Genomic DNA, 11,217 nt, shown 5'->3' on the forward strand with positions numbered 1-11,217 from the left:
ATCGAAAACCCCGGCGCCCTGCGGCACCGGGGTCTCGGTATCATGCGGCCCGAAGGCTCAGTGCAGCTTGGCATCCACCTGGGCGATGGCCTCGTCGATGGAGGCCGCAGCGCTGTCCGCGGTCATCTGCTTGGCCAGCACGTCGCCCGCCGCAGCCACCGCCACTGCAACCGCGCGCTCGCGCACCTGCTTGATCGCGGCCGCCTCGGCGCTGGCGATCTGGTCCTCGGCCGCGGCCAGGCGCCGGGCGATGGAGGCCTGCAGATCGGCCTTGGCCTGCTTGGCCGCCGCCATCGCCTCTTCCTTCGCGGTCGAGATGATGCGCTCGGTCTGCTCGGCCACTTCCTTCTGCTTGCGCTCGTAGGAGGCCAGCACCGACTTGGCCTCCTCGCGCAGGGCGCGGGCCTCGTCCAGCTCGGCCTTGATGGTGGCCGCGCGCTTGTCCAGCATCCCGGCCAGCATCTTCGGCACGCCCATGTAGACCAGGAAGCCGACGAAGAGCAGGAAGGCCACCAGCACCACGAAGTTGGTGTTCTGCAGGCTGAAGAACGGGCCGGAGGCCGCAAGGGCCGGGGAACCCGCCAGCGCGAAAAGAACCGAAAGCTTCTTCATCGCCTCACCCTTTCAGCCGGGCGGAAACCGCCGCCGTGACCGCCCGCGCATCCGCAGAGCCGCCGAGCGCCGTCACCAGTTCCCTGGCGGTGTCCTTGGCGACGGCTTCCACCGCCTCCAGCGCACCGGCGCGGATCTCGGCGATCTTGCCTTCCGAGTCCGCCGCCTTGGCCGCGATCTCGGCATCCGCCTTGGCGGTGGCGGCATCCAGGTCCTTCTGGATGTCGGCCTTGGCCGCCGCGACGATCTTCGCCGCCTCGGCCCGCGCCGTCGCCAGCGCCTCGTTGAACGCCCGCTCGGCCTCCACCGCCTTCTGCCGCAGCTCTTCCGCCGCCGCCAAGTCGTTGGTGATCGTGCCCTTGCGCTCGGCCAGCACCGCGCCGATGCGCGGCAGGGCCACCTTGGACAGCACGAGGTAGATCACGACCAGCGTGACCAGAAGCCAGAAGATCTGGTTCGGCCAAGTCGTGAAATCCAGCTGGGGCAGGCCCGCTGACTTTCCCGCCTCGGCAGTTGCGTCGGTTGCCATGTCGTCTCTCCTGAACCCTTGGAACCAGGGCCAGCCCATGGACTGGCCCGGAAATCAGGCCTGGAAGATCAGACGGCGAACATCAGCAGGAGCGCGATCAGGAACGAGAAGATCCCGAGGGCTTCCGCGAAGGCGATGCCGACGAAGAGGGTCGCGGTCTGGCTGGCAGCGGCCGAGGGATTGCGCAGGGCGCCCGCCAGGAAGTTGCCGGCGACGTGGCCCACGCCGATGCCGGCGCCGCCGAGACCGATGGTCGCCAGGCCGGCACCGATGTATTTGCCGAGGAGCGCGAGTTCGCCTTCCATGATGATTCTCCTATGGATTGGAATGGCTTGAGGTTGGGTATCGGACCTTAGTGATGGGCGTCGCCCACCGCGTCGCGAAGATAGACGCAGGTCAGAATGGTGAAGACATAGGCCTGGACGGCCGCGACGAGGACTTCCAGCCCGTAGACCGCGGCGATCCCGGCGATCGGAACGATGGAGGCAACGCCCATCACGCCGGCGAAGCCCGCGAAGACCTTGATCACGGCGTGGCCCGCCATCAGGTTGCCGCCGAGACGGATGGAGTGCGACAGCGGGCGCACGAAATAGGAGATCACCTCGATCACTGCCAGCACCGGCCGCAGGATCAGCGGCGCCGAAGAGACCCAGAACATCGACAGGAAGCCGATGCCCTTGCGCCAGAAGCCGACCAGGGTGACGGTCAGGAACACCATCATCGCCAGCACCGCCGTCACCGCGATATGCGAGGTGGTGGTGAAGCTCATCGGGATCAGGCCCAGGATGTTGGCCAGGAAGATGAACATGAACAACGTCATCACATAGGGGAAGAACTTCGCGCCCTCGTGGCCGGTCACTTCCTCGACCATGTTGTGGATGAAGCCGTAGAACAGCTCGGCCACCGATTGCAGCCGCGAGGGCACGATGCCCCGATGCCGGGTGGACAGCACGAAGAGACCGATCAGCACCAGGACGGCGATGCCCATCCACAGTGTAACGTTGGTCACCTCATACCACTTGACGCAGCCCTCGGTGATGCCGTCGGCGGGGACGCAGGTGCCCGGCTCGATGTCGCGGAAGAGCGGCTTGACGATGAACTGGTCCATCGGATGGATGGCCAGACCGCCTGCCTCGCCGCCGTGTTCTTCGGTGCCCGTCGCCACGTCTCAGTCCCTCTCACGCCCGGCGGCCTCGGCCGCGTCCGTCTTTTCCTGCACCTGCCGCACGGTGCCCAGCATGGTGCGCACCCCCGCGGCAAAGCCCACCAGGGAGAAGATCGCCAGGAAGACGGGCAGGGTGCCGAACAGCACATCCAGCCCGTAACCGATGCCGACGCCGACCAGAATGCCGGTCGCCAGCTCGATCACCATCCTGTAGGCGACCTCGCCCTGCGAGAAGCCCTTCGCCGTCCGGGAACGTTCCGGCTTCGGCTTGCCCTTCGCGGCGGCAAGACGCTGTTCCAGCGCCCGCAGTCGCTCAGGATCGGGTTCCGAAGCCATGGATGCCCCCTTCCGGCAGTCACGGGCGGTAATAGGGGCGCGAGGGGGCCGAGTCAAGCAGGGGCATCCCGGAACCAACCCATTGATATAGCTTGGATTTGTAACCATGGATCGGGCCGGTCGCAGCCCCGCCGCGCCCATCCCGCACCCCGCGCATATTCAACCATCCGGTTGACAATCCGCCAGGCGCCCCGATAGTCGCCGCATGGCTCCGCCCCCTGCCCCCAGCCTCGACACCATCTTCGCCGCGCTGGCCGATCCCACCCGCCGCGCCATCCTGACCATGCTGCTGGAGGACGACATGGCTGTCACCGACGTGGCGCAGCCGTTCCAGCAAAGCCTCGCCGCGATCTCCAAGCACCTCCAGACCCTGGCCGAAGCCGGGCTGATCAGCCGCGAGAAGCGCGGAAGGGTGATCTGGTGCAAGCTGGAGCCCGACGCGATGCGCGCCGCCACCGTCTGGATGCAGGGCTTCGGCCAGTTCGAGCCGCTGGACCTGGATGCCTTCGAGCGGTTCCTGGAGAGCGAGCTTTCCGAAGGCAGCGAGGGTTGAAACCTGCGCCTCCGGCGGGAGTATTTGGACCAAGATGAAGCCCTTTCACCTTGGTCCAAATACTCGATCCGCCATCGGCAACAGGCGTGGAATCCGTTCAATAGCCTGAATTTTCGGAGAAAATTCGTCAGCCGGCGAACCACCCGGCATAGGTCTTGCGCAGGTCCGCCTTCTGCACCTTGCCCATGGCGTTGCGCGGCAGCGCCTCGACCACCACCGCAGCCTTCGGCTGCTTGAACCGCGCCAGCCGGTCGCGCAATCCGTCAAGCACCGCCTGCGGGTCCAGCGTGACGCCCGGCTGCGGCACCAGCACCGCGAAGACCGCCTCGCCGAAATCCGGGTGCGGCAGGCCGATCACCGCGCTTTCCAGCACGCCGGGCTGCGCGTCCAGTTCCGCCTCCACCTCCACCGGATAGATGTTGAAGCCGCCCGAGATCACCAGGTCCTTCGCCCGGCCGACGATCTGCACGTAACCTTCGGCATCCCGCCTCCCGATGTCGCCGGTGATGAACCAACCGTCCGGCCGCAGTTCCTCCGCCGTCTTCTCCGGCATCTGCCAGTAGCCGGCGAAGACGTTCGGGCCGCGCACCTCGATCACCCCGGCCTCGCCCGGCGCCACTTCGGCGCCCTCCGCCATGATCCGCAGGTCCACCCCGGGCAGCGGAAAGCCGACCGTCCCGGCCCGCCGCTCGCCCTCATAGGGGTTGGAGGTGTTCATGTTGGTCTCGGTCATGCCGTAGCGTTCGAGGATGCGGTGGCCGGTCCGCGCCTCGAAGGCCCGGTGGGTCTCGGCCAGCAGGGGCGCCGAGCCGGATACGAACAGCCGCATCCCCGCGGTCAGGTCGCGGGTGAAGCGGGGATCGTCCAGCAGCCGGGTGTAGAAGGTCGGCACCCCCATCATCGCGGTGGCCTGCGGCATCAGGCGCAGCACCGCCTCCAGGTCGAAGCCGGGCAGGAAGATCATCCTGCCGCCGGTCAAAAGCGCGATGTTCGAGGCCACGAACAGGCCGTGGGTGTGGAAGATCGGCAGGGCGTGCAGCAGGACGTCGTCTTCGGTGAAGCGCCAGAGGTCGGCCAGCACCTCGGCATTCGACAGCAGGTTGCGGTGCGTCAGCATCGCCCCCTTCGACCGCCCGGTGGTGCCCGAGGTATAAAGGATCGCCGCCAGATCCTCCGGCCCCCGCGGCTCCGCCGCGATCTCCTCCGGCTGGTCCTCCATTGCCTCGGCGAAGGACCCCTGCCCCGTCCCGTCCAGCGTCATCAGCCTCGCGCCCTGCCCAGCCGCCACGGGCGTCAGCGCTTCCTCGCGGGCGGGGTCGCAGAGGAAGACCCGCGGCGTGGCGTTGCCGAGGAAATACGCCACCTCGGCCGGGGTATAGGCGGTGTTCAGCGGCAGGAAGACCGCGCCCGCCGCCACCGCCGCGCCGTAGACCGCCAGCGCCTGCGGCGACTTCGCCACCTGCACCGCCACCCGGTCGCCGGGCTTCACCCCCGCCGCCCGCAGCGCATGGGCCGCCCGCGCCAGCATGGCATGGAACACCCGGCCCGACAGCGCGCTGCCGTCCGCCAGGATCAGGAACGCCCCCTCCCGCCCCCGCAGCGGCGCGAAAAGCGCGTCGTAGAGCATGTTCGCCATGGTCCCGGCCCCTTCTTGTCCTTGCCGCCATCTGGCATCTTCCGCCCCGGCTGCTCAACCCCGGGAAACAATCTGTCACCGCAGGGTCGAAGAAAGCCCCGCTTTCCCCTTCGCCCCGCCACAAAGCTGCCCGGCTCCGGCGGCAGAACGGGGCCATCGAAAGCGCGAACGGAAGGAGACGCACCATGGCGAAGGCACTGACGATCCTGCAGAAGCTGGGCCTCTTCCGCCCGAAACAGGCGGAGGCGCAATCCGCCTTCGACCTGCGCCTGCAGCGGATGGGCGGGGTGAGACAGGTCACCGTCGCCCGCGCCGTGCTGTTCAGAACTGGACTGTCACATTAGGCAGCCGCAGCGCGGCCATCAGGTCGCGCAATTCCTGCCGGGCGGCGATGTTCGACAGGTTCAACTGGTCGACGCCGGTGTCCTTCAGGTCCAGAAGCGTCAGGCCGCGCGGGAACAGCTCGCGGAAGATCACCCGTTCGGAAAAGCCCGGCGCCACGCGGAAGCCGATCCGCCGCGACAGATCTTCCAGCGCCGCACCCACCTTCTTCTTGTTGTGCATCTGCTGCGCGCCGAGGCGGTTGCGCAGCACGATCCAGTCGATCGGCCGCAGCCCGGCCTGCGCCCGCAACTGCCGCGCGCCCCAGACCATCTCGGCATAGATCGAGGGGCCTTTCACCTTGCCGGTCTCGGCGTCGATCCGGGCCAGCAGGTCGAAATCGACAAAGCTGTCGTTCATCGGCGTGACCAGGGTATCGGCCAGCGAATGCGCCACCTGCGAAAGCCGGGTGTGGCTGCCCGGGCAGTCGATGACGATGAAGTCCTTCACCGGGTCCATGTTCGCCACCGCCGCGGTCAGCCGCTGGTCGAAGGGGTTCTCGCCCGGCGCCAGCGTGGCGGGGTCGGCCTCGGGCAGGTCGCGGTAATCGGGCGAGGGCAGCTTCACCCCGGATTTCGCCATCCAGGCGCGGCGGTTCTCGACATAGCGGCCGAAAGTCTTCTGCCGCAGGTCGAGGTCCAGCGCGCCGACCCGGTGGCCCATGCGGGCCAGCGCGGTGGCGACGTGCATACAGGTGGTGGACTTGCCCGAGCCCCCCTTCTCGTTGCCGACAACGATGATATGCGCCATGCCTGAACCCCTGCCCCGCGCGTCCCCTGTTCGGCGACATTCCGCCGGGCGACTATAGGGGAAGGGGGCTACTCAAGGAAAGGCTCGGGGGCAAGGGGGCCTTGGCGGGTCAGCCCTGCGGCCCGTGGCAGGCGTCGCGGGCAAGGAACAGGGCCAGGCTCTTGTCCTCTTCCTCGGCGAAGGTTTCCTCGGTCGGGGTCAGGCTGCGGATGCGGTCCAGCCGAAAGGTGCGGAAATCCTGTCGCAGCTCGCACCAGCCGGTGACCATCCAGCCCTCGGCGAAGGTCCAGAGCGCCAGCGGGCGGAGGCGCCGGTCCGAGCGGAGGCCGGCCCCGTCGGCGTAGGACAAAAGGACCACGCGCCGCTTGCGGATCGCCCGGCGCAGGGCGGCGGCATGGGGCGGCGTCGCCGCAGGCCGGGGAACGGCGAAATAGGGCGCATCGGCCAGGACGCGGGCCTCGGGCTGCGGCATCCCGGCCTGCAGCTTGGCCCGCACCTCGCGGGCAGCAAGGGCCAGGTCGCCGTCGCCGTTGCGTTCCACGAAGGACAGGCCGGCGGCAAGGGCGGCGATCTGGTCGTGGGTGAAGGCAACATTGGGCAGGTCGAAGCCGGGGCGCAGCAGATAGCCGATCCCGGCCTCGCCCTCGATCGGCAGGCCCGAGGCCTGGAGATGGGCGATGTCGCGGTAGACGGTGCGGGGGCTGACCTCCAGATGCCGGGCCAGATCCCCGGCCCGGCTGACGCCCCGGCTGCGCAATTCTTGGACGAGGCGGAAAAGACGTTCGGCGCGGCGCATCGGTCGGGGTCCGGTGAATGGGGCAAGCTTGCCATGGCACACCGGCCGGGCGCAAGCCGGCAGCACCGCGCCGGAAGGTCAATCCGCCGCCGTGGCCTCGATCTCGACCAGCAGGCCGGGCAGGGCAAGGCGGCCGACGCCGAGCAGGGTCATCGGCGGGCGGGCCCCGGCGGCACCGAGGCGGGCGCCCAGCAGGTCGAAGGCGGCCATGCAGGCATCGACATCGGTGGTATAGACCATCAGCCGGGTGATGTCGGCAAAGCCCATCCCGGCGGCGGCCAGCACCTGGCCGAGGTTATCCAGCGCCAGCCCCAGCTGCGCGCGCATGTCGCCGGGATGCTGCGGCGCGCCGGTCGCATCGACGGCGGTCTGCCCGGCGCAGGTCAGCTGGCGGCGGGCGCCGGCGACCAGTTCGGCCTGGTTGTAGCCGAGCGCCAGCGACCAGGGCCAGGGATTGACGGGGGTGCGGTTCATCATCTTGCGTCCTCGCAGGTTTGGGGAGGCAAGGAAGATCACGGCGCTGCTGACAGCGTGGTGTCAGGAGAGATGGGCACAGCTCGACGAAACGCTCCTCGTCGCATTTCATGCGCCCGTCGCCGCCCCGCGAGGAGCGGCGAAGCCGGCGACGAGCTCCCCCAACGGAAAAGGGCGCGCCCTGCGGCGCGCCCCTGTCCTTCGCGGCGGAAAGGCTCAGAAGCCGAGGCCCGCGTATTTGTTCTTGAACTTCGACACCCGGCCGCCGGTGTCCATCAGCTTGGCCGACTGGCCGGTCCAGGCCGGATGCGACAGCGGGTCGATGTCCAGCGACAGCGTCTCGCCTTCCTTCCCCCAGGTGGAGCGGGTGCGGTAGGTGGTGCCGTCGGTCATCTTCACTTCGATGAAGTGATAGTCGGGGTGAATGCCCTCTTTCATCTCTCCGGCCCTCCTTATTCGGCTTTGGCTTTGTAGGTGCTGTCTTCGGCGATCCGGGCGGATTTGCCGCGGCGGGCGCGCAGGTAGTAGAGCTTGGCGCGGCGGACGCGGCCGCGGCGGACCACCTCGATCGAGTCGATGTTGGTCGAGTAGAGCGGGAACACCCGTTCCACGCCTTCGCCGAAGGAAATCTTGCGGACGGTGAACGAGGCGGCCAGCGTGGCGCCGCCCTTGCGGCCGATGCAGACGCCTTCGTAGTTCTGCACCCGCGAGCGCGAGCCTTCGGTCACCTTGTAGCCGACGCGCACGGTGTCGCCGGCCTTGAAGTCGGGGATGGTCTTGCCGAGGGCGGCGATCTGCTCCGCCTCGATCTGGGCGATGAGGTTCATGCGCCGGTCTCCATATCTGCCTGCGGTGGTCCCGCAGAGGTGATGCCGTGCCAGAGCTCCCGGTCTTCTCTCGGGTCCCCGTCTTGCGACGAGCCCGCCGGAGGTGGCGCCTGCTTTTCGATCTGCCGCCCCTTCGCGGTGGCCCCGCCGAAGAAGGCGGGCAGGCAAAGGGAATCGGGTCCGGCGGCCTGATGGCCCCGGACCGGGGGCGTATAGGGCGGGCGGGGGCCCGGGTCAAGCGCGGCGTGGGGCCTTCAGCTGCCCTTGCGGGCCCGATGCGCGGCCCAGAGGTCGGGGCGGCGCTCGGCCGTCAGCGCCTCGGACAGCGCGCGGCGCCAGCGGGCGATCTCGGCATGGTTGCCGCCGGTCAGCACCGCGGGAATTTCCCGGCCTTCCCAGACCTGCGGGCGGGTGAACTGCGGGTGTTCCAGCAGGCCGTCGGAGAAGCTTTCCTCTTCGGTCGAGGCGGCATTGCCGAGGACGCCGGGCAGAAGCCGCACCACCGCGTCCAGCATCGCCTGCGCGGCGATCTCGCCGCCGGTCAGGACGAAATCGCCCAAGGAGACCTCCTCGATGCCGCGGGCGTCGAGGACGCGCTGGTCCACCCCCTCGAACCGGCCGCAGAGCAGGGTGAGGCCGCGGCAGGCGGCCAGGCGACGGGCCATCGGCTGGTCGAAGCGCTGCCCGCGCGGGGAAAGATAGAGGACGGGCCAGAGCGCCCGGTCCTCCGGCGCGCCCTGCATCGCGGCGGCCAGCGCGGCATCCACGACATCGGCGCGCAGCACCATGCCGGCGCCGCCGCCGGCCGGGGTATCGTCGACATTGCGGTGGCGGCCCTGGCCGAAGTCGCGCAGCGGGATGGGCGTCAGCCGCCAGAGGCCACTGTCCAGCGCCTTGCCGGTCAGCGACAGGCCGAGCGTGCCGGGGAAGGCCTCGGGGAACAGCGTGATCACCCGTGCCTCGAAGGCGCCCTGCAGGCGCGGCGGCCCTGCCATCAGGTCGCGCGGCGTCAGGCTGGCGCCGATCGACAGGCGGCCGTGGCTTTTCGGCTTCGGAGGGGCGGCGGGATCGGTCATGGCCGGGTTATCCGGGGATTCCGGCCCGGCATCAAGGGGGCTAGGTCGGCAGCAGGGTTCCGATCCGGGGACGGACCTTGGCCCGCGGCGCGGCGCGGTGGCCGAGCGCACCCATCAGCGCGGCGTGGTCGGCGGCCAGCTGGCCGGGCAGGCCGCCGGCGGCCAGCGCCTCCAGCGCGGCGCGGTCGGGGAATTGCGGCTGGCGGTCGGGCAGCATCCGGGCCAGCGCCGCGGCGCGCGGCAGCAGCAGGCGCAGCGCGGCCCGGTCGGTCCCCGCGGCGCGGAAGGCGGCGCGCATCGCGGTGGGGGTGGTGTTGGCGGCGAAACGCTCGGGCTCGGTCGCCCAGATCATCATCGCCTCGCGCAGCGCGGCGTGGCGGGACGGCGCGGCCTCCAGCGCATCGGCCAGAAGCGCCAGCCGCTGCCAGGCGTCGGCTTCGTCCAGCACGTCGTCCAGCAGCGGGCCGACCTCGGCCAGCGGCGCGTCACCGGCAAGGGCGAGGAGCGGTGCCACCTCCTCCTCGGGGCTGGCATGGGGAGGCTGCCGGGGCGTCGCGGGCCCGGGCTTCAGCGCCCGGTCCAGCGTCAGTCCGCGGGCCAGCGCGCTCTCGCCGTTCCAGACCAGCCGCGAGACCGGCACCGCCAGGAAGGACACCGCCAGCGGCAGGAAGGGGTGCAGCATCGGCAGGTGGCCGGTGACGCCGCCGATGCCGCGGCCGATGCCGAACAGCACGGCGACCAGCAGGACCTGCGTCAGCACCTGGGTCAACGCCGAGAGCAGCATCTGCGGGTCCAGCCAGTCGCGGTTGCGCTGCGGCCAGTGATGCGGGCGCAACAGCACCAGCCAGAACACGAAGAGCGAGACGAAGGGCGGCAGCATGGCCCAGCCGTAGCCGGACAGCCCGGCCAGGAGCGGCCCGAAATACAGCAGCGCCGTCGCCGCCTGCAGCAGTCTTGCCCGAATGGCCATCCGATCCCTCTCCAACCCGGGCAGGGGCCTGGCCGCCCGGCCCGAGGGAAGCGGCTGTCAGTCCAGCCCCTCGGGCACGTCGACGACCATCGAACCACCTGCAACATCCACAGTCGGGACCGTTGCAACCGTAAATGGCAGAAGAAGGGCGGATTTGGGACCATTCAGGCGAATTTCGAGAATATCGCCCGCCCCATGATTGTGCACGGCCGTCACCGTGCCGATCTCGGCGCCGCCAGTATCGCGCACCCGCAGGCCGATCAGGTCGGCATGGTAGAACTCGTCGTCCGGCAGCTTGGGCAGCCGGGCGCGGTCGGCGTAAAGCTCGGTGCCCTTCAGGGCATCGGCCTCCTCCTTGGTGGCGACGCCCGAAAGCCGGGCGCCGAGGCCGCCCGCGACCGGGCGGGTCAGCCTGACCGTGAAGCTGCGGCTGCCGTCCTTCGTCCACAGCGGGCCGTAGGAGGCGATGTCGCTGGCCTCGGTGCAGAAGCTTTTCAGCCGCACCTCGCCCTGGACCCCGAAGGCCCCGGCGATGGCGCCGACGCAGACGCGCTCTTCGCTCATGGTGCAACCCCGTTGCAGAAGCCGCGCCGGTCCCAGGCCCCGCCGGCATCGAGGCAGGCATCCGCCTGCCCCGCCTGCCCGATCTTCAGCCCCGCCCAGAAGGCGGCGCCGCAGAGGGCAAGCGTGATCGTGCGCCGGACGAGGCCCAGGCCGGGGATCATCATTCCTCGGCGGGCGCCGCGGAACGGGCGGCCTTCTTGGCGGCGCGCTCGGCCATGGCCTTGCCGGGGACGGCGGCCTTGGGGTTCGACCGTTCGGTCTTCGGACGGGCGCCGGCGGCTTCCAGGAAGCGGGCCACGCGGTCGGTCGGCTGGGCGCCCTGCGACAGCCAGTGCTGCACGCGCTCCAGGTTCATCACGACGCGCTTCTCGTCGTCCTTGGCCAGCAGCGGGTTGTAGGTGCCCAGCTTCTCGATGAAGCGGCCGTCGCGCGGCATGCGCGAGTCGGAGGCGACGATCGAGTAGAACGGGCGCTTCTTCGAGCCGCCGCGGGCGAGACGGATTTTCATAGCCATGGGTTTTCTCCTTTGGATGGCTGGTTTGGACGGG

18 protein-coding genes are annotated in these 11,217 nt (G+C 69.6%); 2 read left to right on the forward strand and 16 right to left on the reverse strand.

What is annotated here, in order from left to right:
* Window positions 1–57: 57 nt before the first annotated feature.
* The 5 genes from G5B31_RS05620 to G5B31_RS05640 form a co-directional block, all read right to left on the reverse strand.
* A complete protein-coding gene (locus G5B31_RS05620) occupies window positions 58–612 on the reverse strand; it encodes a F0F1 ATP synthase subunit B (RefSeq protein ID WP_165014416.1) in 555 nt (184 codons plus the stop codon).
* A gap of 4 nt (window positions 613–616) precedes the next feature.
* Window positions 617–1,141 carry a F0F1 ATP synthase subunit B' gene (locus G5B31_RS05625; RefSeq protein ID WP_165014417.1) on the reverse strand — a complete coding sequence of 175 codons (525 nt, stop codon included), beginning with the start codon at window positions 1,139–1,141 and terminating at the stop codon, window positions 617–619.
* A 68-nt stretch (window positions 1,142–1,209) separates the two neighbouring features.
* Window positions 1,210–1,446, reverse strand: coding sequence for a F0F1 ATP synthase subunit C (locus G5B31_RS05630; protein ID WP_165014418.1), 237 nt, complete (start codon window positions 1,444–1,446; stop codon window positions 1,210–1,212).
* Window positions 1,447–1,493: 47 nt separating this feature from the next.
* Entirely contained in the window at window positions 1,494–2,306 is an 813-nt protein-coding gene (locus G5B31_RS05635) for a F0F1 ATP synthase subunit A (protein ID WP_346763882.1), read from the reverse strand.
* Between the two features lie 3 nt (window positions 2,307–2,309).
* The gene (locus G5B31_RS05640; RefSeq protein ID WP_165014419.1) at window positions 2,310–2,642 is read right to left on the reverse strand and encodes an AtpZ/AtpI family protein; all 333 of its coding nucleotides are present in this window, start codon (window positions 2,640–2,642) and stop codon (window positions 2,310–2,312) included.
* A 205-nt stretch (window positions 2,643–2,847) separates the two neighbouring features.
* Between G5B31_RS05640 and G5B31_RS05645 the strand changes: the two genes are divergently transcribed.
* Entirely contained in the window at window positions 2,848–3,195 is a 348-nt protein-coding gene (locus G5B31_RS05645; protein ID WP_165014420.1) for a helix-turn-helix transcriptional regulator, read from the forward strand.
* Between the two features lie 127 nt (window positions 3,196–3,322).
* Here the strand turns inward: G5B31_RS05645 and G5B31_RS05650 are convergent, their stop codons facing one another.
* Window positions 3,323–4,831, reverse strand: a complete 1,509-nt coding sequence (locus tag G5B31_RS05650; protein ID WP_165014421.1) for a malonyl-CoA synthase — start codon at window positions 4,829–4,831, stop codon at window positions 3,323–3,325.
* A gap of 185 nt (window positions 4,832–5,016) precedes the next feature.
* On the opposite strand from G5B31_RS05650, the gene G5B31_RS05655 reads away from it, so the two are divergent.
* A complete protein-coding gene (locus G5B31_RS05655; protein WP_165014422.1) occupies window positions 5,017–5,175 on the forward strand; it encodes a hypothetical protein in 159 nt (52 codons plus the stop codon).
* On the opposite strand, the gene G5B31_RS05660 is transcribed toward G5B31_RS05655, so the two are convergent.
* The 10 genes from G5B31_RS05660 to rpsP form a co-directional block, all read right to left on the reverse strand.
* Entirely contained in the window at window positions 5,153–5,962 is an 810-nt protein-coding gene (locus G5B31_RS05660) for a division plane positioning ATPase MipZ (protein ID WP_165014423.1), read from the reverse strand. The two genes, G5B31_RS05655 and G5B31_RS05660, sit on opposite strands and share 23 nt — an antisense overlap.
* A 109-nt stretch (window positions 5,963–6,071) precedes the next feature.
* Window positions 6,072–6,758, reverse strand: coding sequence for a YafY family protein (locus G5B31_RS05665; protein WP_165014424.1), 687 nt, complete (start codon window positions 6,756–6,758; stop codon window positions 6,072–6,074).
* Between the two features lie 78 nt (window positions 6,759–6,836).
* Window positions 6,837–7,235 carry a RidA family protein gene (locus G5B31_RS05670; protein ID WP_240904295.1) on the reverse strand — a complete coding sequence of 133 codons (399 nt, stop codon included), beginning with the start codon at window positions 7,233–7,235 and terminating at the stop codon, window positions 6,837–6,839.
* Between the two features lie 213 nt (window positions 7,236–7,448).
* A complete protein-coding gene (rpmE, locus tag G5B31_RS05675; protein ID WP_165014425.1) occupies window positions 7,449–7,670 on the reverse strand; it encodes a 50S ribosomal protein L31 in 222 nt (73 codons plus the stop codon).
* Between the two features lie 14 nt (window positions 7,671–7,684).
* Window positions 7,685–8,059, reverse strand: a complete 375-nt coding sequence (gene rplS / locus G5B31_RS05680; RefSeq protein WP_165014426.1) for a 50S ribosomal protein L19 — start codon at window positions 8,057–8,059, stop codon at window positions 7,685–7,687.
* A gap of 254 nt (window positions 8,060–8,313) precedes the next feature.
* Window positions 8,314–9,135: a tRNA (guanosine(37)-N1)-methyltransferase TrmD gene (gene trmD, locus G5B31_RS05685; protein ID WP_165014427.1), complete on the reverse strand. Its 822-nt coding sequence runs from the start codon at window positions 9,133–9,135 to the stop codon at window positions 8,314–8,316.
* Window positions 9,136–9,175: 40 nt separating this feature from the next.
* A complete protein-coding gene (locus G5B31_RS05690; RefSeq protein WP_165014428.1) occupies window positions 9,176–10,105 on the reverse strand; it encodes a hypothetical protein in 930 nt (309 codons plus the stop codon).
* Between the two features lie 57 nt (window positions 10,106–10,162).
* Window positions 10,163–10,669 carry a ribosome maturation factor RimM gene (rimM, locus tag G5B31_RS05695; RefSeq protein ID WP_165014429.1) on the reverse strand — a complete coding sequence of 169 codons (507 nt, stop codon included), beginning with the start codon at window positions 10,667–10,669 and terminating at the stop codon, window positions 10,163–10,165.
* The gene (locus G5B31_RS05700) at window positions 10,666–10,830 is read right to left on the reverse strand and encodes a hypothetical protein (RefSeq protein WP_165014430.1); all 165 of its coding nucleotides are present in this window, start codon (window positions 10,828–10,830) and stop codon (window positions 10,666–10,668) included. The genes rimM and G5B31_RS05700 overlap by 4 nt, the downstream gene beginning before the upstream one ends.
* The gene (rpsP, locus tag G5B31_RS05705) at window positions 10,830–11,183 is read right to left on the reverse strand and encodes a 30S ribosomal protein S16 (RefSeq protein ID WP_165014431.1); all 354 of its coding nucleotides are present in this window, start codon (window positions 11,181–11,183) and stop codon (window positions 10,830–10,832) included. The genes G5B31_RS05700 and rpsP overlap by 1 nt, the downstream gene beginning before the upstream one ends.
* Window positions 11,184–11,217 lie beyond the last annotated feature (34 nt).

The organism is Rhodobacter sp. SGA-6-6 (genome assembly GCF_011043545.1).
In the GTDB taxonomy this organism is placed as follows: domain Bacteria; phylum Pseudomonadota; class Alphaproteobacteria; order Rhodobacterales; family Rhodobacteraceae; genus Pseudogemmobacter.

Coding starts and splice junctions, on each gene's coding strand:
- G5B31_RS05690 (WP_165014428.1), bottom strand. CDS start 10,105: ATGGCCATTCGGGCAAGACTGCTGCAGGCGGCGACGGCGCTGCTGTAT.
- rpsP (WP_165014431.1), bottom strand. CDS start 11,183: ATGGCTATGAAAATCCGTCTCGCCCGCGGCGGCTCGAAGAAGCGCCCG.
- G5B31_RS05640 (WP_165014419.1), bottom strand. CDS start 2,642: ATGGCTTCGGAACCCGATCCTGAGCGACTGCGGGCGCTGGAACAGCGT.
- G5B31_RS05655 (WP_165014422.1), top strand. CDS start 5,017: ATGGCGAAGGCACTGACGATCCTGCAGAAGCTGGGCCTCTTCCGCCCG.
- G5B31_RS05625 (WP_165014417.1), bottom strand. CDS start 1,141: ATGGCAACCGACGCAACTGCCGAGGCGGGAAAGTCAGCGGGCCTGCCC.
- trmD (WP_165014427.1), bottom strand. CDS start 9,135: ATGACCGATCCCGCCGCCCCTCCGAAGCCGAAAAGCCACGGCCGCCTG.
- rimM (WP_165014429.1), bottom strand. CDS start 10,669: ATGAGCGAAGAGCGCGTCTGCGTCGGCGCCATCGCCGGGGCCTTCGGG.
- G5B31_RS05650 (WP_165014421.1), bottom strand. CDS start 4,831: ATGGCGAACATGCTCTACGACGCGCTTTTCGCGCCGCTGCGGGGGCGG.
- rplS (WP_165014426.1), bottom strand. CDS start 8,059: ATGAACCTCATCGCCCAGATCGAGGCGGAGCAGATCGCCGCCCTCGGC.
- G5B31_RS05665 (WP_165014424.1), bottom strand. CDS start 6,758: ATGCGCCGCGCCGAACGTCTTTTCCGCCTCGTCCAAGAATTGCGCAGC.
- G5B31_RS05620 (WP_165014416.1), bottom strand. CDS start 612: ATGAAGAAGCTTTCGGTTCTTTTCGCGCTGGCGGGTTCCCCGGCCCTT.
- G5B31_RS05630 (WP_165014418.1), bottom strand. CDS start 1,446: ATGGAAGGCGAACTCGCGCTCCTCGGCAAATACATCGGTGCCGGCCTG.
- G5B31_RS05700 (WP_165014430.1), bottom strand. CDS start 10,830: ATGATCCCCGGCCTGGGCCTCGTCCGGCGCACGATCACGCTTGCCCTC.
- rpmE (WP_165014425.1), bottom strand. CDS start 7,670: ATGAAAGAGGGCATTCACCCCGACTATCACTTCATCGAAGTGAAGATG.
- G5B31_RS05645 (WP_165014420.1), top strand. CDS start 2,848: ATGGCTCCGCCCCCTGCCCCCAGCCTCGACACCATCTTCGCCGCGCTG.
- G5B31_RS05660 (WP_165014423.1), bottom strand. CDS start 5,962: ATGGCGCATATCATCGTTGTCGGCAACGAGAAGGGGGGCTCGGGCAAG.
- G5B31_RS05670 (WP_240904295.1), bottom strand. CDS start 7,235: ATGATGAACCGCACCCCCGTCAATCCCTGGCCCTGGTCGCTGGCGCTC.